Genomic DNA, 23,841 nt, shown 5'->3' on the forward strand with positions numbered 1-23,841 from the left:
GGAAGACATGAAAACACTACTGCGTCTGTTGAAGAGTTTCTGGATTCTCCTGCCACTGTTGTGGCTGGCGAGCCTGTTGATGTGCTGGCTGCTGGCGCCACTGCTGCCGTGGTTGCACAACCATGTAGCGGAGGCCATGGCGATCATCAGCGCCTGCTTCTTGTTGCTGATCGTGTTGCGCCAGTACCAGCGTATCCGCGCCGAACACAACCTGGAAAACCTGCTGCAGATCGAGGTCGACCGCTCGTGGAATGCCACCGGTGAATTCCGTGACCAACAGGTGCTGCGCGAGCGCCTCAAGCATGCCATTACCATGCTGCGCACCGACCGCTCCACCGGTGGCGGTGGCAAGGCGGCGCTGTCTGACCTGCCGTGGTACCTGGTCATGGGTATGTCGGCTGCGGGCAAAACCTCACTGCTGACCCACTCGGGCCTGTCGGCCAGCATCGCCACGGCCAACGACAGCGAAAGCGGCACGCAGCACTGCGACTGGTACTTCAGCCCCGACGCGGTGATGATCGACACCGCCGGCCGCTACCTGCGTGACGACCAGTCGGCCAGTGAGTTCTCGGCGTTCTTGCGCATGCTGCGCAAACAGCGTGGCAAGGCCGCGATCAACGGCCTGGTGCTGGTGGTCAGCCTGCCCGAGCTGCTGGCCGCCAACAGCGATGAGCGCAATGCCCTGGCCGCGCAGCTGGTGGCGCGGGTGGAGGAGTACACCGAGTGCCTGGGCGCCAACCCGCCGATCTACCTGATGTTGAGCAAAACCGACCAGCTGCCGGGCTTCAACCAGGCGTTCGAAGGTCTCGATCTGCATGATCGCCAGCAGCCGCTGGGCATGACCTTCGGCCTGGCCGAGATTCGCAACAACGGCTTGCATGCCGTGCTCGAAACCCGCCTGAAAAACCTGCAGAGCCATATCGGCCAACACGTCGACGCGCAAATGATCGCCCTCGGTGCCGAGGCCGACAGCACCCTGGTGAACTTCCCACAGTACTTTGCCGCGCTGAGCGGCGTGCTCGAACAATTCCTCGAGCATTTCACCCGCGCCCACCGCGCCAGCGCCCCGCTCCTGCTGCGCGGCCTGTACTTCACCAGCGCAGTGCAGACCCACCAGCACCTGGGCCAGGTCTACGAAGACGCCATCGCCGAGGACTTCGCCCTGCAGGCCGCCGACGATGACGGCAGCCAGACCACTGGCAAACCCCAAGGCAACCGTAGTTACTTCATCACCGACACTTTCCGCCGGGTGATCTTCCCCGACCGCGACCTGACCCTGTACCAGTCACGCCAGAACCGCCAGGGCGCGTTCAGCCCGCTGCTGCTGGGCCTGGCCGCCGGCGCTGGTGTGTTGTTCATCGCCTGGCAGGCGCTGTCGTTCGTCAACAACCGGCAATGGCTGGACAGCCTGCGCGGGCAACTGACACACCTGGAGCAGGCCGACGACCGCGAGCAACTGCTGGCCGCCGGTAAAGGATTGCAAGTGCTGCGCCAGCAGATGGCCAGCGTCGAGGCACATCGCCTGCAAGGCGTGCCCCTGCAGCTGGGGGCTGGCCTGTACCAGGGTGAAGCGATCCACCAGGTCACCCGCAGTGCCTACCTGGAACAACTGCGCAGCCAGGCGCTGGAACCGATCTCGCGTAACCTGCAGGTGCAGATGCGGTCCTTCAACACCTTCGCCAGCGGTATCAACCAGGCGCTGGAGTTCACTCCGGCACCCGCGCCAAAACGCCGTAACGGCAAGCCGTTGGCGCCAACAGTCGCCGCCAGCGCGCAGGCAGCACTGGGCACGACCCGCATCGCTGGCTATGCCGCCAAGGTCAATCTGGCGACGGCTAACGATGCCGCTGATCTGTCGGCTACCACCGGTGGCCTGTCGCTCTCCGAAGAAATGCTCGGGCGTCTGGACGAGCAGCAAGTGGCGTCGATCATCGATGCCTACAACACCCTCAAGCTGTACCTGATGCTGACCGAACCCCAGGCGCACCCCGATCCGGCCTTCGTCGCCGCCAGCCTGCCCCAGGCCTGGGCCAGTGCCGCCAACGAAGGCACCTCGGCCGACGCCGGGGTAATCGAAGAAAATGCCCCGCTGTATGTGCAACTGCTTGAACAGGGCCAGGCCCCATCGCTGCCACGCAACGAACAGCTGATCAGCGAAACCCGGCAGAACCTCAAGTCGTTCATGCTCTCCAGCTCGCTGGTCGACCGCGAATACCTGCGCCTGCAACTCGAAGCCAGCCGCCAGTTTCCGGCACTAAGCCTCAACGACCTGGTTGCGCAGCCTGGTCGCGCGCTGCTGCACGGCTCCGCTGGCGTACCGGCGATCTACACCCGCCAGGGCTGGGAAACCTTCGTCAAACCCGAGTTGATCAAGCTGGTGTCGGGCAACCTGCGCAACGAATCCGACTGGGTGCTGGACGGCGAAGGCGGTGACGCCATCGTGCAGAAGGCCAATTTCGTGCGCGAGTTCATGACCCGCTACAAGCGCGATTACACCCAGGCCTGGTACAAGATGATCAGCAACGTTGGCGTACGCCACTTCGCTGACCTGGCCTCGGCCACCCAGCAACTAGGGCTGCTCAGCGACGTGCAAAACTCGCCGGTGAAAAACCTGCTGGCCGCGGTCAACGACAACACCCAGTGGGACCTGCCGATCAAGCGGGAAATCCCAAGCCCCGGCGCCGTCCGCGTGGATGGTTTCTGGAGCAAGGTCAGCGGCCTGTTCGACGACAAGGACACCCTGGCCACTACCGTCGCCCCGGTGTTGCCGGCAATCGACGACGGTAGCCTGGCCAAGCGCTTCGAACCGGTGTCGCGGGTGTTCGCCGCACACAACGCCGAAGGTGCTGACAGCACCATCATGGACCGCTACCTGGCGGCACTGCGCAAGCTCAAAGTGCGCATGAACAACATCCAGCGCTCGCAAGACGTGGGCAAAAGCAGCAAGCAGTTGATCAGCGAAACCCTGGAGGGCCAGCCGAGCGAAGTGACCACCGTGCGCAACTACGTGGAAACCAGCGTCGACACCAGCCAGGACGGTTTGTCGCGCTCGCTGCAGGCGCTGTTCAGCCTGCCTATTCAGTACGCCTGGGAAACCTTGCGCGACCCGGCCGGCCAACAGATTGCCAAGGCCTGGGCACAGCAGATTGCCAAGCCGTGGGAGCAGGTCATGGCGCACCGCTACCCCATCGCCAACGGCAGCCGCAACGAAGCGTCGGTCAAAGACCTGCAACGCTTCGTCGATCCCGACAGTGGCTTGTTGCCCACCTTCAAACGCAATGAAATCGGCAACCTCTCCGGCGGCGAAGGCCTGGGCCTGGGCGATGGCAAGGCAGCGGCGCTGGTCAATCCGGGCATGCTCAGAAGCATCGACAAGGCCAGCTCGGTGGGCCAGGTGATCGCCAGCTTGTCTGATCGCGACAACGGCTTCGAGATCATGCTCGATCCGTCGGCCAACTTCACCGACATCGTCTTCACCCTCGACGGTCAGGAGCAGCATTACCGCAACGGCCGCAGCAGCTGGAGCCGGTTCGCCTGGCCTGGCACCAGCAACGCACCGGGCGCACGCCTGGACGTGATCACCCTGAGCGGCGCACGCATTACCGTGTTCGACTTCCCCGGACGCTGGGGCCTGCTGCGCATGAACGAAAGCGCCCGGGTCGAAGACCTCGACGGCATCCAGCAACGCTTCAGCTGGAACACTGCCAACGGTCGGGTGAGCCTGGTGGTGCGTAACTTCGGTGGGGTCAAACTGACCGACCTGGGTGACGTCAAGGCGCTGAGCGCCCTCAACGACAGCGGCCGGGGCGTGCAATGATCGGCTGCTTCGGCAAGCTCCCGTCGAGCGCGGATTTCGTCAGCCTGCATGGCGCGGCGGAAGAAGTCTGCGAGTTCGACGCCTGGCTGCAGTCTTCGCTGGCGGCCATGCGCCACTGCGATGACTGGCAGGCGTTGTTCGACCCGCTGCCGATGTGCTTCTTCAGCTACCGCGCGCGCAGTGGCAACTGGCTGCTGGGCGGCATGCTCAGCTCGTGCGATGCCAGCGCGCGGCGCTACCCGTTTTTCATCTTCCAACTGCTCAAGGGCCAGGAAGGTGAAGCGCTGCTCAACCCGTTCACCCTGGGCGAGCTGTTCAGCGCGCAAATCAAGCCATTGCTGCACCAGGCGGTGCAAGGCTGCGAGCCTGCCACCTTGTTCGAGCGCATCAAGGCGCTGCGCCCACTACAGGCTCAGGACCTGGACCTGTTCCGCCGCGTGCATGCCAAGTTCCTCCATGACTTCAGTTTCAACGACATTGCCCGGGCGCTGCACGGCTCCTGGCCGAGTTTTGACAACGCCACGGCGCTGGCGCACCTGCAAGCAACATGGGCATCGCTGCACGGCGATTTCGACGGTGGCATCGAGCTGCCACTGCCTGCTGAGCGCGGCCTGAAGAACCCCACCGCCGACCTCTGGCTGACCTGGCTGACGCGCATGAGCGGGCGCCACGACATACCGGCGGTAAGCCTGCTGGCCGACGATTTCATGCACCCGCGGCTGTTCTGCTTCCCGTCGCGTCACACCAGCAGTGCCTATCGCCTGCTCAGTGGCAGCGCCGAGCCCCGTCAGCATCTGCAACTGCTCAGCCCGATGCCATCGGCAGCCCGCTTACACGATTACGACCGACCTCTTGAACACGTCATCGACCAGTTCGTCGATGCGCTGGATGCGACGCCTGTATGAACAAGATCAAGTACTACTGTCTGCGCTACCAACCCTACCTGCTGGGGGTGGCCTTCTTCCTGGCAATCTTCGTGGTCTGGGCTATCGGCCATGCCTTGGGTTTCGCCTCGTTGCACAGCCTGCTGGCCGGTATCGGCGTGTTCCTGCTGCTGTCGGCGGGCTATGTACTGCTGCTGTACCGCGGCGTCGGCCAGCATCACAACCTCGAAGGACTGCTGCGCGACGACGCCGACCAGGCCGTGCTCAACGCCTCACCGGCTGACCGCGAAGAAGTCAGCCTGTTGCGCGAGCGTCTGCTGCAAAGTATCGAGCGTCTGCACAGCAACAAACCGCGCGCAACGGCGGCCAAAGACGCCCTGTATGCCTTGCCCTGGTACCTGGTGATCGGCCAGCCTGCGGCGGGCAAGAGCACCATGATCCTGCAGTCGGGCCTCAACTTTCCCTACGCCGAACGCGAAGGCGCGCGGGTCGCAGGCCTGGGCGGCACGCGCAACTGTGACTGGTTCTTCAGCGCCGAAGCCGTGCTGCTGGACACCGCCGGGCGCTACATGAACAGCCCGGAAGAAGCCGGCAAGTGGCGGGGTTTTCTGCAGCTGCTGCGCCAGCACCGTCAGCGTCGGCCACTCAACGGCCTGATCGTCAGCGTCAGCATCGCCGACATCCTGCAGGGCTCGGCCGAGGATCGGGAGCGTGTGGCCAAACGCCTGCGCGAGCGCATCCAGGAAAGCTGCGCGCTGCTTGAAGTGCGCCTGCCGATTTACCTGGTGTTCACCAAGTGCGACCTGATCCCCGGCTTCACGCCGTTCTATCGCCAACTGGACGACACCGCCCGCGGCGAAGTCATGGGCAAGACTTTCTCGCACAAGGGCTATGAGCAGGCCGACTGGGGCCAGCGCTTCGGCAAGGCCATGGACGAGCTGAGCAGCTACTGGCAGCAGGTGGCGAACCAGCAACTGGTGCAGCAGGACATCCTGATCACCCGAGAGAACCACGCCGCCTATCGCTTCCCGCTGGAGCTGGCCGCGCTCAAGCCGCGCCTGCAGCAGTTCGTCGACAGCTTGCTGCGTGCCAACCCTTACCAAAATGCCGAACTGCTGCGCGGCTTCTACTTTACCGCCGCGCTAGAGGCCGACGAGGCCCAATGGGGCAGCCATGGCCAGCACGTCGCCGAGCGCTTTGCCCTTGAGCACGGCCAAGGGGCGGCAAGCAATGCCAGCCACGCAGCACCGATGTTCATCAACAGCCTGTTTCGCAAGGTGATCATTCCCGACCAGCATCTGGTGGCGCTGTACACCAGCAATCAACGCCAACGGCGGCGCAAGGCCACCTGGGTTGCCGCCGCCAGCCTGGCAGGCCTGGTGCTGTGCAGCCTGTGGGGCTGGTCGTACTTCAATAACCGCAGCACCCTGGCCAGCCTTGCCAGCGAACTGGCCCTGGCCAAGACAGAAGACAAAAACGCCAGCGGCCAGTACACCGCCTGGCACAGCCTCGATCGCCTGCGTTTCTGGAGCGAGCACTATTACCAGCAGCACCACCAGCAGGGTGTGCCGCTGCGCATGCGCCTGGGCTTGTACCAGGGCTATTCGGTGGAGCCGCTGCTGCGTGCCCGCTACTTCGCTACCCTGCAGAACGTGATGCTCAAGCCCACGGCCGACAACCTCACCCGCACCCTGTACCTGCTGACCACGCTCAAGGTTTACCAGCGCAATACCACGCAGTTGCAAGCGGTGAGCGGCATCGACAGCGTCGAGGCCGAGGCTTTGCCACACGACAACCGCGCGCAGACGATTGCCGACTTCGGCAAAGCGACCCTGGACACCTACGTGATGCTCGCGCCTGCGCAACGCGAAAAGGCTGATCCGGCGTTCCTCAAGGCGCACCTGCCCGATTACTGGTACCCGGCCATCGCCCGTCACACAGGCCAGAGCATGGCAGACGCAAGCGATGCCAGCGGTAACCAGGACTACCTGTACGCCAGCCGCCAGATCACCTTCTACAGCGACCAGATCCGCGAGCCGGACGTGCCGCGCATCCTCGACAACGCCTTCCTGATGTCCAGTACGCGCAACTACATCAACAGCCTGCAGGCCCAGTCGCTGCGCTCGATCGAGACCATCACGCTGGAGTCCGACACCCTGTTCGCGTTTGGCCGGGCCGACTTCCAGAGCCTGCGCAATGAAGGCCAGAACCAACTGAGTGCGATCGCCAGCAAACTGCTGAACACCCCCAATATCGGCAAGATCATCATCTCGGGGCATGCCGACCAACTCGGCGACAAGCAAGGCAACCTGCAGGTTTCCAAGCAACGCGCACAAACCATCCGCACTTACCTGGTCGGCAAGGGTGTACCTGCCGAACTGGTCGTCGCCCAGGGTGAGGGCAGCCGCAAGCCGCTGGTCAATTGCGATCTGCAACAACCACGAACACAACTGATCAAGTGCCTGGAGCCCAATCGCCGGGTGGAAATCGAAGTGCGCGGACTCAACTGAGGCCGCGTCGCAAGAACCGGTCGCCCGAGCCTCACCGGAGGAGGCCCGGGTGGCGGCAAGCTACCTCTGCTGGCGTGATCACAGAGGTCAAAACCAAAGGGCGCATGAGTGTCCCTTTAAATGATGTTAATGGAGAGTTTCACAATGGCTTTTGACGCGTATATCCAAATCGACGGCATCCCAGGCGAAGTACTGGATGAAAAACACAAGGACTGGATCGAAGTGCTGGGCTACGAGTACGGCGCCACCCAGGCCACCTCGGCGACCGCCAGCTCCTCGGGCGGTGCATCCTCCGAGCGCGTAGCACTGAGCGACTTCAAGATCCGCAAGGCTGTCGACAAGGCCTCGGCCAAGCTGTTCGAACACTGCTGCACCGGCAAGCACATTGCCAAACTGAAGCTCAACGTCAACCGCGCCGGTGGTGACAAAGTCACCTACCTGACCATCGACATGGAAGAAGTTGTGGTGTCGTCGGTCAAGTTCCTCGCCGGCGGCAACCAGGCCGGTGAAGACAAGGCGGTCAGCGACCTGCCAATCGAAGAAATCAGCTTCAACTTCGCCCGTATCAAAACCACCTACACCCAGCAGAACCGTACCGACGGCCAGGCTGGCGGCAACATCGTCGGCGGCTGGGACCGCACCGCGAACAAAGTTTTCGCCTAAGCGTTTGTTTGCGATGGGCCGTACACACGGCCCATACCACGCAGCGTGCCGGCCTGGCCGGCGCGCTTCCCCTCCCCTGATCAGAGTGCTTTATGCCTGAATTCCTCAATGACCTTTCGCTGGCCGAACTGACCGCGCCGATCAACGGTGGCAGCGGCGAAGACTTGAGCTTCTCCGCCTTGTTCGACCAGATCAAGGAGGCACGCCGGGCAGACCCTGACTACTTGACCCAGGGCGACTGGCAAGCCGACCTGAAGACCGCCGACTGGGAGAAGGCCATCAACCTCTCCGCCCAGGGGCTGGCGCAACAGAGCAAAGACCTGATGCTGGTGGCCTGGCTCAGCGAAGGCCTGGCCCAGCGCGAGCATTTTCAGGGCATTACCTTCGGCCTTGAACTGACCGCGCGGATCCTCGACACCTTCTGGGACACCGCCCACCCCTCACTCGAAGACGGCCTGGACGAACGGGCTGCGCGCCTGTCCTGGCTGAAAACCACCCTCACCGACATTGCCGGTGGCTTGCCCATTACCCAAGGGCAGCATTTCGGCGTGCTGCGCTATGACGAATCACGCCATGTAGAGAACCTTGCCTTGCAAAATGCCAAGGCGATGCAAAGCGCATTGGACGAGGGCAAGATCAACGCCGAGATCTTCCAGCGCTCAGTGGCACTGAGCGACACCGAACACCTGCGTACCAAGGCCCAGCAAATCGCCGCCAGCTTGCAGGCCTGCAATCACCTGCAAGCGACCACCGACCGCCTGTTCGGCCACGAAGCCCCGAGCTTCGCCAGCCTTGCCGACATGCTGGCGCGGGCCGGCCAACTGGCAGAAAAGCTGCTCAAGGACCGCGGCGTCGAACTGCACCCGGTGGCCGTGGCAACACCCGAACCCAGCGCCGCAACGCCCCCTGCCGCCGAATCAGGTGAACCGATGACCACCAGCCCCCAGGCCACCGCGCCCGCGCCAATGCGCACCACGCCACTGACCCGTGATGAAGCCTTCACCATGCTCGCGGGCATCGCCCAGTTCTTCAAACAGAGCGAACCGCAAAGCCCGGTCCCCTACCTGATCGAGCGCGCCATCAAATGGGGCAACATGCCGCTTGAAGGCTGGCTGAGTGACGTGATCAAGGACAGCAATGTAGTGGACAACATTCGTGATGTGCTGGGGACGCGCGAACAGCGATAAGGCGGCCAGAAAGCCTCGGCGGGGGCACTGGCAATTGCAACGCCAGTGCCTGGCGCACTAAATGCAGTCGCCAAAAACACAAAACCCCTGGCTTCTCGTGAGAAGTCAGGGGTTTCGCGCTTTACATGTATGGCGGAGAGATAGGGATTTGAACCCTAGGTACTGTTGCCAGTACAACGGATTTCGAATCCGTTTTAAACCTCATAAATTATTAATCTTTTTTCATCAAACTCAATAATTTCAACACCTTAAACAACACACAACACAACAGCACTCCACATAATTCGGGGGACCAATTCCCCCAAAATTCCCCCAAGATTCTTGATAGCATTTCGGCACCATATTGGCTGGACAGCGGCTTTTGCGCCGCGATCCAGCCTCGGAGCTAGCGCGAAACTCCCTGCTTTCAACAGGAATTGGAAATGGAAATTAAGAACAACCCGGTAGGACGCCTCTATGCCATTTTGCGCGAGGCCAGTGGTCACGGTGATGGGTCGCCAACTCACGCTGTTTGGCAGACAGTGCTTGGTGTGCCTAATGGGGACACTGGAGCGCTACTGAAAAGCATTGCGAATCTGATCCACCTCCAAGGCGAGGCTAAGCAAGCCTTAATTGACGGGATCCCTGGCGACCAAACCATCTATCTCGCTCCTTTTGCAAAGATTGATAATCTTTTCAAAAAAATTGACCTCACATCTAGGTGGGCTCAGCACAGACAACATCTAGACGAGGCCACTCTGAGCGCTTTGGCATTTGGGGATCACGTCCTTGAGCCTCAGTTTGGCAAGACGACCTTAAATGCTGATCTGGTAAAAACGTTCGTTGAGCAACTGGATAAACTGCTGCTGCAGTGCATTGACTCTGACCTACCCGTTGCACTAAAACGCTTCTTCAAGGATAACCTTGAGTCGCTGCGCCAGGCTCTGCTCTCTTACAAAATTTATGGAGCACAGGGAATTGAAGACGAAATAGACCGCATTTGGGGGACGATGAGCCGCCACAGTGCAGATATTAGCGATCAGGTGAATGGCTCTTCAAAAGGGCTTATGAAATCCATATTTGAGCTCATCGGCAATGTAAACAACTCGATACAAATAACAGAGACAACTCTAAAACTAGCCGGACCAGTAATTGCCCCATGGCTGCCTTTCCTGGCCTCAATCAGCTCCTAACCCAAAGCCCAGAAAATATGCCAGACAAGCAAATAACCAGCTGGCATTAAGCAGTATTGCAATGAGAATTATATATGAGACCTAGTAAATTAAAAATTACATTTGAAATACCCGATAACGAGGAACTTAGACCCTTCATAGGCGTCGATACTATGGATCTTGTAGATACCGCCATCGAGCAGGGCTTACCCGAGCAGTCAACGCTTTTGAGTCTGATCCATCAAGCTGGAGGAGAGTTTGACCTTCAATCACTTCTTGAAGAGCATGTCATGTCGTGGGAGCCAGAAAGCCGACCTGAAGCCGCAGAAGTCGTAGCCAACTGGCTAGAGTCAGTAGCTGCTGTCTTCAGGCGCGGGAGCCAGGACTTGCTATTAGAGCTAAAGCATCGCGAGCAACCCATAACGCGCTGATCGAGAACTGCTGCTTGTCCCTTTTCAGCTCAATAAATCCCCATCATCCATGGCCAGAACAACGAGAAACCAATGGACGGAGCTCAATTTTTTAAGGAACAGTATGAGGGCCTAGCAAATAGGTATGTCGGGCTGACTTCTGACATCTACCTAGTCCCGCCAGAAATAATTGGTGACGGGTCAGACCTTCTAGAGAGATATAAAGTCGAGTTCGATGAGAAGCTTTACTTTGAGGACTCTGCGATTGAGTTTGAGTCGCCATCCGAGTACGGTGCAGGCGGCGCAGGCGGCTACACTATTAACTTCCTAAAATCCGGAAAAGGCTGCAGCGCGGTTTTCATTAACGAAAACGCTCTAACCCCCGATGCTGCCGAGAATATAAAATGGCTTTGGCGATACAACGCATTGCACCATGAGCTTATGCACGCACTGGATTTCAACAGGCAAAAAAACTTCAACACTGCAGAAAGAACTATGGATCTGGTGGGCGCCGAGGCATTTGCTGACTTCAAAACATTACAGCACTTGAGTAGCAAGCTCTCCAATGGCTTCATGAAAATCGCATTAAAAGAGTACGCATCCAACTCAATAACTATGAACGAGAGGGGAGGAATACGATCAAAAATTTATGAGCGTCTCACTAAAAAAATAGACGCCAAAACAATAGAGCACTGGGCTTCAATAAGCATTTGAATTAATTCCTTGAGTGAGCTTGAAATGATCACACTCACCAAGCTAAACCTTTTAGGTGGATGGCGGTTCGCTAGCGCGAAGTCCACATTGGCAACATCCTCCGCGCCACTTCTAATTGCCCATATGCTTACTACAAGGGACAGAAAAATCAACTCACTGCCTCCCTCGAATATTAATCATTAGATGAACCGAAGAAGGCAATTGAGAGAAATTCCTGAGATCCTGACACTCTTCAGGCGGTGCAGGCTCAAGGAAGCATAGTGCGCACGTACGCTTGGCACGCTCGCAGAGCGATTAATCCTTCGTCACCGTCTCCGGTGATGACGACAATTCGTTGAGCATGCGCTGGGTCAAGTTCGCCTCGCGCGGCTCCATGAACCACGCCGCCGGCGTTGGTGGTGGCTGACACTCCACTGCCACCACTTGGGGTGGCGAGTAGGACTGACAGCCGGAGGTCAGCAGTAGCGAGGCGATCGCGCAGCAGAGAAATATTTTTCTGTGCATCACTAAATTCCTTGAAGTGGGTTTCGTCTAATGACTTGAGGCGAGCCTCAAGCACCTGCCGCCGCCCCTGCTCTCCCTTCTGCCAATCGATCACAGCCATGGCAGCAGCCTCTCGCTCCCGCTGGTAGGCCAATCCCTGGTCGGCCAATTCTTGGCGCACCTCAGCAGCGTCGAGCTGGCTCGCTCCTACGCGAATTTGCTGGGCTCCAGCGACCACCAGCAACGCCAGAACCCACCAGCACCAGCCCGGGACAAGCTTCAGCCAGTTCATGCTGCCTCCAAAAACAGCATCCGCTCGGCCTCGCGGCGCCGCACCAGCCCTGGCAGCACCTTACCGCCCGCCTTGTTCCAACGTGGGAATTGCTCGGCGGCGCCGGCGTAGTCTCCGGCATTGAGCTTGCGCAGCAGCGTCGACGACTCAAGATTGGCCGCGCCGAGGTTGTAGGTGAAGCTGAGCAAGGCATCCCACTGATTGGCGTTCAGCGGTACCGTCACCAGGCGCGAGACTTCCGGCTCGAAGCGCTGCACATCATTGAGCAGCATGCGTTCGGCCTGTTCCTTGGTGACCGACATGCCAGGCTTAACCCCACGGGTGGCGCCATAGCCGATGGTCCAGACGCCGACGGCGTCCCGATAGGCCAGCGTGCGCAGGCCCTCAAAGGACTTGATCAGGCTTAAGCCCCGTTGCGATGTACGCATTCTCTTTTCTCCAGGCAAAAATAAACCCGCTCGATGGCGGGTGCTTTGGGTGCGGTAAAAGTCAGGCCGGTGGCGCTGGCCAGTCGATTGTGTCGGGGTAGCCTGGCTGCTCAGGTACGCGAATGAGCGCGATGCGGTATTTCTTCCAGGCCTTCAGGGTATCGGCCTCAGCAGTGGTGGCCTCTTCAAGGTCCACGGCGTCCTGCAGCGGAGCAATGGCAGCATCGGCGACCCGGCGCAGGGTCAAGGCTTCTTGCTCAGCGTCCTTGACCTTCATCAGCGGCAACATGGTAGCGATCTCTTCATCACTGGCCTGCCACCAACCGACCGCGCCATATTTGGCATGCACCAGCGTGGTTCCATCGGTCCAGTGAACCGCCCTGGGCAATGCTGAGCGCAGTAGTGAGACCAGTCAGAGATGTAATGTCACTGTTTGAACCCCGCGCTGCCGCTCCGATGTTCTGGAGCAGCGTAGGCACAGAGGTAGCCCCGCCGAACAATGCCAACGTACCGCCAAAATCGTTGACGATCTGACGCAGTCGGTCCGCTGATTCCTTCACGTAACCCTGCATTGGCGCCAGACCGTAGGAGCCGCCAGCAACAGTGGCCCCCTGGTACGCAGGCAGAATGCTGAGCACCATAGCGCTGGTGATGTTAGTCACTTCGTACCAGCGGCCATCGGGCCCCTGAAGCGCATCGCCAACCCGGGCGTTCGCTGGAAAGTTGGTGCCAGTACCGGTCACCGTCGTTTGGCCGGCCGTGATCGCGACCGTGCCTGTTCTGTACCAGGGCATGGAAGATCTCCAATTTGAAAAGTGATTTAAAGGGGTTTCATTGGGCGGGAGGCAAACAGCGTGCCGGCCGGGCCGGAATATCCGGATACTTGCCGAAGAAGGTGGTGCCGTCGCTCTTATTCTTCGTATCCCGACGCCCAAGCCGATTCTTGCCGCTAAGCTTCGAACGGTCGCGATTGGTGGTATGAGTTCCGCCGACAGCGTTGATATCAGCACGGTGGTACAACTTGCCTGAGTACCCTTTGGTGCCGTACTCGATGAAGCGTAAGTAGAAGTAGCGCTGATTGTTGAGTTTGCCGCGCAGGCCAATCTCAGCATTCAGGCCGCTGGACGATACGAACGCCGTCAGCGCTGCTGCGGCATCGCCTGTGTCTTTCGGTACCAGGCTTTTCATCGTCCCCAGGATACGGTCAGCTGCCACCTGCATTGCCGGCTTTAGCTCGTTGTCCACGTTCCTGTGAATGTTGTGCAGCAGCCGACGAAGCTTGAAGTCGCCGGACATTCGAGATCGGCGAACCGCCATGGGTCACTCCTTGGCCGGCTCGGCCTTGGCTGGTTTCACGGCCTTTTCTACGACTTCCTCGGCATAGCCGCGGACAATCAAGCCTTTGCCGATATCAGCCGAGACTTCGAAGGTTTCACCCTTCGCACGGTCGCCGACGGCGCCCGAGAGCACACCCAGTGCACGGATTTTCATTGTTCACCTCATGGGTTCGGGACGCTGGAGCAGAGCAGCCGCAGCATGTCCCGTTCGTTGTTGGGCAGCGGGGCCTCGACTTTGTAGGTCTTGCCCGTGCGTTTTTCGGCTAGCCGCCAGCCGGCCTCGATGTCCGACCGAGGGCGGATGCGAATCTCGGCGCTGATCACCACCTGCAACTGCTCGGCCACAGGCGAAACCCGGCCGGTCGGAGTAGTGACCTCCGCCCAAATCTCACCCGCCTCCAGCCAAGTTTCATCAAAGCCGCCGGAGCTGTTCTGCTCCCTGTGAAGCTTGAGCACCCGGCAGCGGTGTCGCATGGGTCCGGCTCTCATCAGAAGCGTTTCCTGTACCAGAGCAGCCTTTCGACTGCGAGAGGCATGGCGGTGGCGATGGTGCCCACGGCCACGGCCTCGCGATTGGCGTACCAGTGACCGACCAGCAGCAGGACTGCCTGCTCGACATCGCTGGTCAGCCCCATTTCCTCGGGCTCAACTGGGTCTGTTTCGACCAGCTTTCGGTCGCAGTGCTGCTCGACGTGTGCCTTGGCCGCTGCGACGTAGCCGCCAATCAAGACATCTTCTTCGTCGCCGTCGACCCGCAAATGCATCTTCACGCTAAGCAGGTCGAGCATCTACTTGGCCTCTTTCGGCGCGACTGGCTTGGCTTCCTTGGGCTTGGCCAGCCGCGGCTTACCATTGGCATCGATCTCAACTGCCAGGCCCTTACCGATCAGTGTGTGAGCGTATTCGTCATCGGCTTCTTCGAAAGTCGCGCCGGCCTTGATCTTGTTGGAGTCGGCGCCCAACAGCGCGCCATTACCAACGAAGCCCCACAGAATCTTGATTTTCATGCTGCCTCCAGAAACGAAGAGGCCGGCAATGCGCCGGCCTTCGTTGGGGTTGGGTTACACGCCAGTCGGGAACCGGCCTTTGAGTGACCGTACGTAGGTGATCCTGCACCTTTAGTAGAGCGTCGAGCTCCTCATCTGCCCGCACCATGTCGCGGATCGGGATATAGGAGTTGTCAGCGATTTCCTTCGTCGGCGCCAGGATGATGAACTCACCCGAGGGCCGCCAATTCAGGATCAATGCCGTGAGCATGATTCCGGCGGCGATCGTGGACTTGCCGTTCTTCTTGCTGATCAGCAGCATGAACTCGCTGACCAGGCGCCGGCCTTCATCCGGGTCGTAGGCCCCGAAGATGGCGGCTACGAACTGATTGACCCAGTCGCGCACAGTCTCCGACATCAGCGGGCTGCCGGTGGCATCGACCATGCGGAGTGCACCGAACACATCGAGGGCTTCCTCGGCCTCGGCCGGGAACAGCGGCTTGAAGGGAATCAGGCTCTGGCGCGCAACGATGCGCTGCTCCCAATCGGGGCATGCAGTTGTCCAGTCCGTCATTTCACCGACCTCAGCGGCCCACGCCGGGCGCCGAACTTACCGGTCGAGGCCTGCTCAGCTTTGGCCTGGGCCTGGTCCTTCTTGCCGCTCTCCCCTTTGCGAGGATGCACGAATGGCATCAAGGCCTTGGCTGCATCGACGCGCAGCTTTGGCTCAGACTCCAGGTCGTTCATCACCGACAGCAGAAAGTCCTTCGGGTCGCGGTGCAGTAGCGCCTGCATAAGGTCGAAGCCGGCCGGCTCCGGGTCGTCGTGTTCGTCCTTCGCTGGGGCCGACTCGGTCGCCGTCTCAGCCTGCGGGGAGGGTTCCGGCGCATGCTTAGCTTTAACATGCGCTTTAACATCTGGCGGCATCAGACCCAGGGCGCGGAGCTTGGCCAACTCGGCCGCCACATCCTTGTCCTTAACCAGCCGAGACCCCGACGCAGACGCTGTCTTCTCCGAATAACCAGCCGCCACAGCTGCGTCCCGATTGGACGCACCTTCCCTAAGCGCAGCGATGAATGCGCGCTTTCGGGATGTTAAAGCCATTTAACAAAAGTCCTGTGGGGGAAAAAAATCTGTACGTGGGGTCGAGGGCGGTCTAGCTACATGAGAATTACTATCATTTGACCACCCCCTACCCTACCAGCACGTCAATGGCGTGCTTCGATGGCGCCTCAGCCCGCTGCGCGCCATTCTGCTGACGGTCAGCCAAGCAGGCCAGCAGCCTCCTCGGCCTGCTTCACCGAGTCGTGACAGGTCTTGCAAAGCGACTGCCAGTTAGTCTGATCCCAGAAGAGATCCTTGTCGCCGCGGTGCGCGACGATGTGGTCAACGATGTTGGCGGCAGTCGTTCGGCCTTGCCGAGCGCAGTAGACGCACAGCGGGTTGTCGCGCAGGTACTGCTCTCGGGCCTTCTGCCACTTGTAGTCGTAGCCGCGCTGGGAGCTGGTCATGCCGCTCCTCCAGCTGCCTGGTGACACCACCTTGACCCGCGAGCCTGCACTTTCCTTGATCCGAGAACCCAGCGTCTTGAGCCTAGCCATCAGTTACGCCTCAAGGGCGAGCTTGATCATCGCCATAGTCGCGCCGATCAGTGCAGCCGGCGAGCTGGCAGCGAGCGCGAGCACTTCAGCCTCGGCCTTGGCCACCTCGGCCTGCTCTTCCTTCGGCATCTCGCTGACCATGCCCTTGAGTTGGTAATACTCGGCCTTGCTACTGGCTTGGCTCATTGCGCTCTCCAGTGGTGATGCCGGCCTTCTTGGCCAGGAACTGTGTATACAAACCGAAGCCAGGACGCAAGCGGAAAGACCCGCCATCTCTACGGACTGTGGCCTAGCATGTTTTCCGCGCTGCCCGTTATTTAGTTTGCAGCCTTAGTAAAGCCGTCCTTTACCCAGATGACGATTCTGCAAACGATGAACGGGCTTAAGTACGCAGCTAACGAAATAGCCGCCGTGTATGCAAGATGATCAAGGCGCATATCTAGCCATTGAAGCGGCGTTTTACCGATGAAAAATAGCCAGCCAATAACCGCTATAAGCCCTACGACAATACATACTCTGCGAATCCCTTCCGGCAAACTAAACATCTTCACTCCTTTGATAACTTGCACTGATTTGAAAATTGAAATTAACCAAGCTTTTCGGCGAGGTCCTGCGGGCTGAGGTGGGTGTAACGCTTGAGCATTGCCAGTGTTTTGTGGCCAGTGATACTCGCGACCTCCATCATGGTGAAGCCGCGCTCGAAGAATCGACTGGTCGCCTCGTGACGAAGATCATGAAGGCGCAGCCCTTCTATTCCAGCAGCCTCACAAGCCCTGGGAAAGTAGTTGCTGATTGTGTTGAGGGCTAGATTGAAGTATCGGCCGCCGTTGATCGGCGTGGGTAGCCCCTCGAGCAGAGTGATTGCCCGAGAGGACAGCGGTACCGCCCGACGCTCACCGTTCTTCGTGTCTTCTAGGTAAGCGACCTTGCCTCGCACTTGGTCGCGGCGCAGCAGCAGCAATTCAGATCGGCGCATTGCCGTCTCTACCGCCAATTCAATGAACACCGGAAGCTGGGCATTCATCTGACCTGCAGACTTGTAGAGAGCAGTGAGCTCTGCTGGCGTTGGGCGCCGATCACGCTCCTTGCTGCCCTTCGGCATGCGGATCGCCCGGCACGGGTTGGTCAGTCCTTCAATGCCCCATTCCTTGGTGGCCACCGTGTAGAGATGGCTGATCACGGCCAGGTTGAGGCGTACTGTCGCCGTCGACTTCCCTTCCTTCAGTTCGGCATCGCGGTAGGCCGCCATGTCGCTTGAGCGGATGGCTGCCAGACCTTTGGTGGCGAGCTTGTGCTCCTTCCACTTCTTGATGCGGACCTCTTCCTGCTTGGCGCCCTTCTTGGTCGAGGTCACCTCGGACAGGTATCGGTCCAGCGCCTCGGCCAGGGTAGTGCTCTCGGCCTCGCGCATATCGACAAAGCGCGCACGCGACATATCACCTTCGATCTCGGCAGCCCAGCGCTGAGCTTCCGCCTTAGTGTCGAAGGTGGCGGAAAGAGTTGGATATCCTTTTCTGCGGATCTGGGCGCGCCAGGCGTCCCCGCGTTTCTCGTAGTAGGCCATGGCGGGGATGATAGCGGACGCTTGGGGGAATATCACCCTCCCCCAATTCCCCCAAATTTCCCCCAAACGAAAAAAGCCCCGAGGGCTATAAGCGCTCGGGGCCTTTAATATGGCGGAGAGATAGGGATTTGAACCCTAGGTACTGTTGCCAGTACAACGGATTTCGAATCCGTCCCGTTCGGCCACTCCGGCATCTCTCCAGTGGCGCGCATGATACCAGCAGTTTGCCGAAAGGCAAAGCCTGTTTGCGAAAAAAATTCGCGTGGTATCAGGCGCTTGCGTGAACTTGCCGCTTACAGCGGCACGCCCAGGCGCTTGGCAACTTCTTCGTAGGCTTCGATAACGTCGCCCAGACCCTGACGGAAGCGGTCTTTGTCCATTTTCTTGCGGGTTTCTTTGTCCCACAGGCGGCAGCCGTCCGGGCTGAACTCATCACCCAGAACGATCTCGCCGTGGAATACGCCGAACTCCAGCTTGAAGTCGACCAGCAGCAGGCCTGCGTCGTCGAACAGCTTGTTCAGCACTTCGTTGACCTTGAGCGACAGGGCTTTCATTTTTGCCAGTTGCTCAGCAGTGCCCCAACCGAAAGCCACTACGTGGGATTCGTTGATGAACGGATCGCCTTTCTCGTCGTTCTTGAGGAACAGTTCGAAGGTCGAAGGCTCGAGCTTGATGCCCTCTTCCACGCCCAGGCGCTTGACCAGGCTACCGGCGGCGTAGTTACGCACAACGCATTCAACCGGGATCATGTCGAGCTTCTTGACCAGGCACTCGTTGTCGCCCAGCAGTTTGTCGAACTGGGTAGGAATGCCGGCTTCTTCAAGCTTTTGCATGATGAAGGCGTTGAACTTGTTGTTCACCATACCCTTGCGGTCGAGCTGTTCGATACGCTTGCCGTCGAACGCCGAGGTGTCGTTGCGAAACAGCAGGATCAAGCGGTCAGCGTCGTCAGTTTTGTAAACCGACTTGGCTTTGCCGCGGTAGAGTTCTTCACGTTTTTCCATGATGGGCTCCGCTTGCTAAATAAGATGGGCTAGACGATTTCGCGCCAGTCGAGCCCGCAATCCTGGTTGGCCACTTGCAGCCAGTCCGGGTCGCACCCGAGGGTGTCGACGAAACATTGCCGGGCCAGCTGTGGCTGGTTGTTCTTGCTACTGAGGTGGGCCAGCACCAGATGCTGCAGGTTCTGCCAACCCAACTCCGACACCAGGCGCGCGGCCTGATGGTTGTTCAAATGTCCGTAGTCGCCACCCACCCGCTGCTTGAGAAACATCGGGTAAGGCCCGCGTCCGAGCAAGTCGCGACAGTGGTTGGCCTCGATCAGCAAGGCATCCAGGCCCTGGTAACGTTCCAGCAGCGCGGCGTCGTAGGAGCCAAGGTCGGTCAGTACGCCGAAACGGCGGCTGCCGTCGTCAAACACATACTGCAACGGCTCCAGCGCGTCGTGGCTGACACCCACCGCCTGGATACACAAACCACCGATCTGCAGGTGCTCATCGGCTGCCAGAAACCCTGCTGCCTCAACCGGTTTGCGCATGCCCCGCAGGGTGCCGCGGCTCAGGTAGACCGGTACATTGTAGCGCCGTGCCAGCAACCCGACCCCATGCACGTGGTCGGCATGTTCATGGGTCACCAGCACCGCACTCAACTGCTGGGCTGAAACGCCGAGCAGCGCCAGGCGCCGCTCGGTTTCGCGCAGGGAAAAGCCGCAATCAACCAGAACAAGGGTATTGTCACTGGCGATCAGCGTGCCATTTCCCTGGCTTCCACTTCCAAGTACGGCGAAGCGCACTTAACCCAGGTTGTCCTGAATCACGCTCAGCACGCGACGGGCAACATCTGCCGGGGCCACGGTGTTGATGTTCTTCTCGACAGTAACCTGGACGCTGTCACCGACCTTGCTCAGACGCACCTGGTAACGTTCGGCACGGGCTTCACGCTCTTCAGCGCTTGGCGCGCTGCCGAACAGCTTGCCGAAGAAGCCAGGCTCCTGGTCTTTGGCCTCGGCTTTTTCAGCCAGGTTGATGTAGTACAGGCCCAGGCTGCGGTTGATGTCTTCAATGCGCCATTCGCCCTGCTCCAGCGCCCGGCCCACACTGGACCAGGCACGGTCAAGGTCGGCGCCCAGGTTCAGTACCGGGTTGCCGCTGCCGTCTTCGCTCAGGGTTACGCGGCTTGGTGCGTCGAAATCACGTGCAGCGAGCAACGACACCGAACCGCCCTTCTCGGCGCTGCGGGTCATGCTGGCAAGCATTTCGTCGACCAGCATGGCGTCGACACCGGTGTTCTGCGAACTGCTCGGGAACGCCGTATCAGCCGTGCTGCCCGCCGGGCGCTCGATGCTGACGATGTAGACTTCACTGGTGTTGCGCTGAACGCCTGGCTCGATGCGCACACGGGCACGCACTTCGTTGTCACGGCTGCTCGAGGCACTGGCCAGACGATTGGCCATGGCACCGGAAAGTTCGTCAAAACGCTGCCAGGTGGTGTTGAACTCACCGGTTTGCGGACGTTCTTCAGCGATACGGAAACCGTTGTCTTCAAAGAACTGCCGGGCCACTGGCCAGACTTCGGCCGGCGAACGCTGGGCCAGTACCCAACGGCTGCTGCCGCTCTTCTGCAGGCTGAAGTCGCTGATGTCGGCGCCTGCGCTCAACGGCTGCGGACGTGGCACCTCGAACTCGCCCTTGACGTTGTCATCGGCGACGTTACGCGGGATCGGCAACAGCGGGTCAAGGCGCTTGGCGCTGCTGATGTCCGGTGGCAGCTGCATCGGCGCCTTTTGAGTGGCCTCCAGGTAGTCGCTGCCGCGGTCACGGAAGTAACCCTCTTCGCCCCACAACCAGCCACAACCGCTGGTGCTGGAGATGATCAAGGCAAGGGCGGAAAGTCCAGCCAATCGCTTCATGCGGTGTACGTCCTCAATTAATACTGCAGGCCGCACTGGCGCATCGCCTGGCGTACCGTGTCGTGACAGGATTCGCTCAGCCAGGTCAGCGGCAGGCGGATGCCTTTGTGCATCAGGCCCATTTCCACCAAAGCCCACTTCACCGGAATCGGGTTGGCTTCGATGAACAGGTCTTTGTGCAGCGGCATGAGTTTTTCGTTGATTGCGCGAGCCTTCTCGGCATTGCCCTCAAGGGCGGCCTCGCACAGATCGGCCATTTCGCGCGGGGCGACGTTGGCGGTAACAGAGATGTTGCCTTTGCCGCCCATCAGGATCAGCTCGACAGCGGTCGGATCATCGCCAGACAGCACGATGAAGTCCTTGCTCACGCCGTCAAGGATGGCCTTGGCGCGCTTGAGGTCGCCGGTGGCTTCCTTGATACCGATGATGTTCGGCACGGTGGACAGGCGGATCACCGTCTCGGCCTGCATGTCGCAGGAGGTGCGGCCGGGAACGTTGTACAGAATCTGCGGGATGTCGACGGACTCAGCGATGTGCTTGAAGTGCTGGTACAGGCCTTCCTGGGTCGGCTTGTTGTAGTACGGTACTACCAGCAAGCAGGCGTCGGCGCCAGCGCTCTTGGCGTTGCGGGTCAGGTGCACGGCTTCGGCGGTGGAGTTCGCACCGGTACCGGCGATCACCGGAATAGGCTTCTTGCTGTGCTTGACGCGCTCGACCACGTGCTTGATGACCAGGATGTGCTCTTCGACATCCAGGGTCGCGGACTCACCGGTGGTGCCGACTGCAACGATCGCATGGGTGCCGTTTTCCAGGTGGAAGTCTACAAGTTTGTCGAGGCTGTCCCAATCAAGACGCCCTTGTGCATCCATGGGTGTGACCAGTGCCACCATACTGCCCGCAATCATGAAACTGCTCCTGCCGGAAAAAGAGAGCGGTAATGGTACTGGCGCCAAAGGCCTTGCACAAGCGAAGCTGGAGGCTTGAGCATTCCCCTCGGCGGCCATTTTCGCTACCCTTCTCTCTTTGATCGGTACACAGCGGCCCGCCGGGCTGCCGACAACCTGCGCAGGCAGTGCCCAAAGCCTCGATCCTGAGCCCCGGGACCACGCCCACCCGCCATTCTGACCCGTCAGGTACCGACCGCTCATCGCTTTAGGAATGCTGCATGTCCACCCCCACCATTCGCGAACAATTCCTTGTCATCAGTGCCCTGGGCGCCAACCCCATGGAACTGACCAACATCCTGTGCCGGGCCAGTAACGACAATCGCTGCTCGGTGGTGACTTCGCGCCTGACTCGTCACGGCGAGTGCAGTGCCCTGGTGCTGCAGGTTACCGGCAGCTGGGACGCCCTGGCGCGCTTCGAGGCGGCCCTGCCGGGGCTGGCCAAGAAGCACACCTTCACCGTGAATGTGGTCAGAAGCGCCGAGCTTGAAGTGCGGCCGCTGGCCCTGCCGTACGTGGCCTATGTGAGCGCGGCCTATCGCCCGGACATCATCAATGAGCTGTGCCAGTTCTTCATCGACCACCATGTCGAGCTGGAAAACCTCACCTGCGACACCTACCAGGCCCCACAGACCGGCGGCACCATGCTCAACGCCACGTTCACCGTGACCCTGCCGGCCGGCACGCAGATCAGCTGGTTGCGTGACCAGTTCCTGGACTTTGCCGATGCCCTGAACCTGGATGCGCTGATCGAACCTTGGCGCCCACAGAACCCACTGTAAGGAAATTACCCATGGCCGTTGCACTCGATCAAGCCGTTGCCGACTTCCAGGCCCAGGCCACCAGTGGCCAGAGCGTCAGCCTGGCGCAGCTGAAGGGCAAGCAAGTGGTGCTGTACTTCTACCCCAAGGACAGCACCCCAGGCTGCACCACTGAAGGCCAGGGTTTCCGCGACCAGCATGCGGCCTTTGAAGCGGCCAACACCGTGGTGTTCGGTGTTTCACGTGACGGCATCAAGTCGCACGAGAACTTCAAGGCCAAGCAGGCGTTTCCGTTCGAGCTGATCAGCGACAAAGACGAAGCGCTGTGCCAACTGTTCGACGTGATCAAGCTGAAGAAGCTGTACGGCAAGGAATACATGGGCGTAGACCGCAGCACCTTCCTGATCGACAAGAACGGTGTGCTGCGCAAGGAATGGCGTGGGGTCAAAGTACCGGGGCATGTGGATGCGGTACTGGCTGAAGCTCAGGCCCTGAACAAGGCCTGATATTGATCGCAGCCCCCTGCTGTGGGAGCGGGCTTGCCCCGCGATAGCAGTGTGTCAGCCAGATCGCCTCGCGGGGCAAGCCCGCTCCCACCTGGAGTGTGGGCTTGCCCCGCGACAGGCCTCAACCTCTCCTCAGCCCCATGTGCACATCATCGATAATTGCCTTGGCAAACCCGCTGAGGTAATAGGCAGCCCACACCGTGCTGTCGTCTTCGTCCATAACACCAGCCATGATCAATTTGTGCACGCAGCCAAGCAAGGTTGAAGCCTGCTCCAGCGCGTAGTCACAGGGAACGCCCGGTGCAATTTGAAACAAATCGATAGGTGGCTGCTGGCTGCTGATAAAGGTTGCGATGCCAACCGTCTCAGGGCGCGATTCGTTGTTCATGCCTGCGCCCTCCGTTTCGTGGAGTGGTAAGGGCTGGTAGCAAGAGAAAGTGGTGGGTCGGGGACTAACTTTTTCATGGCGTAACTCCTAGTTCCATCAGGAGCTGCCACCTCTCCTTCTCACAGGAAAGGGTGGCAGCCGTACGCGGGGTGAGAAACCGAGGGAACATAGGAAAACTCGGCCAGACCGAAGTCTGCCCGCGCACGGCCGCCATTAACTGCATGCCGCTATATTCATCATCGGGTTCTCACGCCCGGTCGCCAAAACAGACGACCAGAGGAAATTAGCCCTGATGCACTTTCCGTAC

General features: G+C 59.9%; 28 protein-coding genes, 1 tRNA gene and 1 pseudogene. 10 read left to right on the top strand and 20 right to left on the bottom strand.

Going from position 1 to position 23,841, the window contains the following annotated elements:
• Nucleotides 1-7 precede the first annotated feature (7 nt).
• The 8 genes from ACP6KB_RS20760 (at nt 8) to ACP6KB_RS20795 (ending at nt 11,336) form a co-directional block, all read left to right on the top strand.
• Nucleotides 8-3,817: a type VI secretion protein IcmF/TssM N-terminal domain-containing protein gene (locus ACP6KB_RS20760; protein WP_442109149.1), complete on the top strand. Its 3,810-nt coding sequence runs from the start codon at nt 8-10 to the stop codon at nt 3,815-3,817.
• Complete coding sequence (gene tagF / locus ACP6KB_RS20765) at nt 3,814-4,722, top strand: type VI secretion system-associated protein TagF (protein ID WP_442109150.1); 909 nt, start codon at nt 3,814-3,816, stop codon at nt 4,720-4,722. The genes ACP6KB_RS20760 and tagF overlap by 4 nt, the downstream gene beginning before the upstream one ends.
• Nucleotides 4,719-7,211 carry a type VI secretion system membrane subunit TssM gene (gene tssM, locus ACP6KB_RS20770; RefSeq protein ID WP_442109151.1) on the top strand — a complete coding sequence of 831 codons (2,493 nt, stop codon included), beginning with the start codon at nt 4,719-4,721 and terminating at the stop codon, nt 7,209-7,211. The genes tagF and tssM overlap by 4 nt, the downstream gene beginning before the upstream one ends.
• A gap of 144 nt (nt 7,212-7,355) precedes the next feature.
• The gene (locus ACP6KB_RS20775; RefSeq protein ID WP_442109152.1) at nt 7,356-7,874 is read left to right on the top strand and encodes an Hcp family type VI secretion system effector; all 519 of its coding nucleotides are present in this window, start codon (nt 7,356-7,358) and stop codon (nt 7,872-7,874) included.
• 92 nt (nt 7,875-7,966) lie between these two features.
• Nucleotides 7,967-9,061 (top strand): type VI secretion system protein TssA, encoded by a 1,095-nt coding sequence (gene tssA, locus ACP6KB_RS20780; RefSeq protein WP_442109153.1) that lies wholly within the window; start codon nt 7,967-7,969, stop codon nt 9,059-9,061.
• 422 nt (nt 9,062-9,483) lie between these two features.
• A complete protein-coding gene (locus ACP6KB_RS20785; protein ID WP_442109154.1) occupies nt 9,484-10,233 on the top strand; it encodes a hypothetical protein in 750 nt (249 codons plus the stop codon).
• Nucleotides 10,234-10,307: 74 nt separating this feature from the next.
• Nucleotides 10,308-10,643, top strand: a complete 336-nt coding sequence (locus tag ACP6KB_RS20790; protein WP_442109155.1) for a hypothetical protein — start codon at nt 10,308-10,310, stop codon at nt 10,641-10,643.
• A 72-nt stretch (nt 10,644-10,715) separates the two neighbouring features.
• Nucleotides 10,716-11,336, top strand: coding sequence for a hypothetical protein (locus ACP6KB_RS20795; protein ID WP_442109156.1), 621 nt, complete (start codon nt 10,716-10,718; stop codon nt 11,334-11,336).
• 247 nt (nt 11,337-11,583) lie between these two features.
• Here the strand turns inward: ACP6KB_RS20795 and ACP6KB_RS20800 are convergent, their stop codons facing one another.
• The 19 genes and pseudogenes from ACP6KB_RS20800 to dapA all read right to left on the bottom strand — a co-directional run bounded on the left by ACP6KB_RS20800 (nt 11,584) and on the right by dapA (nt 21,840).
• Entirely contained in the window at nt 11,584-12,111 is a 528-nt protein-coding gene (locus ACP6KB_RS20800) for a lysis system i-spanin subunit Rz (RefSeq protein ID WP_442109157.1), read from the bottom strand.
• The gene (locus ACP6KB_RS20805) at nt 12,108-12,539 is read right to left on the bottom strand and encodes a lysozyme (RefSeq protein ID WP_442109158.1); all 432 of its coding nucleotides are present in this window, start codon (nt 12,537-12,539) and stop codon (nt 12,108-12,110) included. Before ACP6KB_RS20805 ends, ACP6KB_RS20800 begins: the two co-directional genes overlap by 4 nt.
• A gap of 61 nt (nt 12,540-12,600) precedes the next feature.
• On the bottom strand, nt 12,601-12,888 hold the full coding sequence (locus tag ACP6KB_RS20810) for a tail fiber assembly protein (RefSeq protein ID WP_442109159.1): 288 nt from the start codon (nt 12,886-12,888) through the stop codon (nt 12,601-12,603).
• Nucleotides 12,889-13,370: 482 nt separating this feature from the next.
• Nucleotides 13,371-13,856 (bottom strand): HK97 gp10 family phage protein, encoded by a 486-nt coding sequence (locus ACP6KB_RS20815; protein ID WP_442109160.1) that lies wholly within the window; start codon nt 13,854-13,856, stop codon nt 13,371-13,373.
• A gap of 3 nt (nt 13,857-13,859) precedes the next feature.
• Nucleotides 13,860-14,030, bottom strand: coding sequence for a hypothetical protein (locus ACP6KB_RS20820; RefSeq protein ID WP_442109161.1), 171 nt, complete (start codon nt 14,028-14,030; stop codon nt 13,860-13,862).
• A gap of 8 nt (nt 14,031-14,038) precedes the next feature.
• The gene (locus tag ACP6KB_RS20825; protein ID WP_442109162.1) at nt 14,039-14,365 is read right to left on the bottom strand and encodes a phage head closure protein; all 327 of its coding nucleotides are present in this window, start codon (nt 14,363-14,365) and stop codon (nt 14,039-14,041) included.
• Nucleotides 14,365-14,664: a head-tail connector protein gene (locus tag ACP6KB_RS20830; protein ID WP_442109163.1), complete on the bottom strand. Its 300-nt coding sequence runs from the start codon at nt 14,662-14,664 to the stop codon at nt 14,365-14,367. The genes ACP6KB_RS20825 and ACP6KB_RS20830 overlap by 1 nt, the downstream gene beginning before the upstream one ends.
• Complete coding sequence (locus ACP6KB_RS20835) at nt 14,665-14,883, bottom strand: hypothetical protein (RefSeq protein WP_442109164.1); 219 nt, start codon at nt 14,881-14,883, stop codon at nt 14,665-14,667. It abuts the gene before it with no gap.
• A gap of 76 nt (nt 14,884-14,959) precedes the next feature.
• A pseudogene (locus ACP6KB_RS20840) lies at nt 14,960-15,436 on the bottom strand (terminase large subunit domain-containing protein); the annotation flags it as partial.
• The gene (locus ACP6KB_RS20845) at nt 15,433-15,966 is read right to left on the bottom strand and encodes a terminase small subunit (RefSeq protein WP_442109165.1); all 534 of its coding nucleotides are present in this window, start codon (nt 15,964-15,966) and stop codon (nt 15,433-15,435) included. The gene ACP6KB_RS20845 and the pseudogene ACP6KB_RS20840, both read right to left, overlap by 4 nt.
• 158 nt (nt 15,967-16,124) lie before the next feature.
• Complete coding sequence (locus ACP6KB_RS20850) at nt 16,125-16,463, bottom strand: HNH endonuclease (protein ID WP_442109166.1); 339 nt, start codon at nt 16,461-16,463, stop codon at nt 16,125-16,127.
• 3 nt (nt 16,464-16,466) lie between these two features.
• On the bottom strand, nt 16,467-16,649 hold the full coding sequence (locus tag ACP6KB_RS20855; RefSeq protein ID WP_442109167.1) for a hypothetical protein: 183 nt from the start codon (nt 16,647-16,649) through the stop codon (nt 16,467-16,469).
• Nucleotides 16,650-16,780: 131 nt separating this feature from the next.
• Complete coding sequence (locus ACP6KB_RS20860; RefSeq protein ID WP_442109168.1) at nt 16,781-17,008, bottom strand: hypothetical protein; 228 nt, start codon at nt 17,006-17,008, stop codon at nt 16,781-16,783.
• Nucleotides 17,009-17,049: 41 nt separating this feature from the next.
• Nucleotides 17,050-18,027, bottom strand: coding sequence for a tyrosine-type recombinase/integrase (locus ACP6KB_RS20865; protein ID WP_442109169.1), 978 nt, complete (start codon nt 18,025-18,027; stop codon nt 17,050-17,052).
• Between the two features lie 110 nt (nt 18,028-18,137).
• Nucleotides 18,138-18,227, bottom strand: a tRNA-Ser gene (locus tag ACP6KB_RS20870).
• A gap of 93 nt (nt 18,228-18,320) precedes the next feature.
• A complete protein-coding gene (gene purC / locus ACP6KB_RS20875) occupies nt 18,321-19,031 on the bottom strand; it encodes a phosphoribosylaminoimidazolesuccinocarboxamide synthase (protein ID WP_028943109.1) in 711 nt (236 codons plus the stop codon).
• A 29-nt stretch (nt 19,032-19,060) separates the two neighbouring features.
• The gene (locus ACP6KB_RS20880) at nt 19,061-19,819 is read right to left on the bottom strand and encodes an MBL fold metallo-hydrolase (protein ID WP_442109170.1); all 759 of its coding nucleotides are present in this window, start codon (nt 19,817-19,819) and stop codon (nt 19,061-19,063) included.
• Nucleotides 19,820-20,935, bottom strand: coding sequence for an outer membrane protein assembly factor BamC (bamC, locus tag ACP6KB_RS20885; protein ID WP_442109171.1), 1,116 nt, complete (start codon nt 20,933-20,935; stop codon nt 19,820-19,822).
• A gap of 17 nt (nt 20,936-20,952) precedes the next feature.
• A complete protein-coding gene (dapA, locus tag ACP6KB_RS20890; protein ID WP_442109172.1) occupies nt 20,953-21,840 on the bottom strand; it encodes a 4-hydroxy-tetrahydrodipicolinate synthase in 888 nt (295 codons plus the stop codon).
• Between the two features lie 260 nt (nt 21,841-22,100).
• Between dapA and ACP6KB_RS20895 the strand changes: the two genes are divergently transcribed.
• Both ACP6KB_RS20895 and ACP6KB_RS20900 read left to right on the top strand, forming a co-directional pair.
• Nucleotides 22,101-22,661, top strand: a complete 561-nt coding sequence (locus tag ACP6KB_RS20895; RefSeq protein WP_442109173.1) for a glycine cleavage system protein R — start codon at nt 22,101-22,103, stop codon at nt 22,659-22,661.
• 11 nt (nt 22,662-22,672) lie between these two features.
• Nucleotides 22,673-23,146: a peroxiredoxin gene (locus ACP6KB_RS20900; RefSeq protein WP_442109174.1), complete on the top strand. Its 474-nt coding sequence runs from the start codon at nt 22,673-22,675 to the stop codon at nt 23,144-23,146.
• A gap of 121 nt (nt 23,147-23,267) precedes the next feature.
• Here the strand turns inward: ACP6KB_RS20900 and ACP6KB_RS20905 are convergent, their stop codons facing one another.
• Entirely contained in the window at nt 23,268-23,534 is a 267-nt protein-coding gene (locus tag ACP6KB_RS20905; RefSeq protein WP_442109175.1) for a DUF3077 domain-containing protein, read from the bottom strand.
• Nucleotides 23,535-23,841 lie beyond the last annotated feature (307 nt).

Source organism: Pseudomonas sp. NUPR-001, assembly GCF_052147955.1.
Classification (GTDB): Bacteria; Pseudomonadota; Gammaproteobacteria; order Pseudomonadales; family Pseudomonadaceae; genus Aquipseudomonas.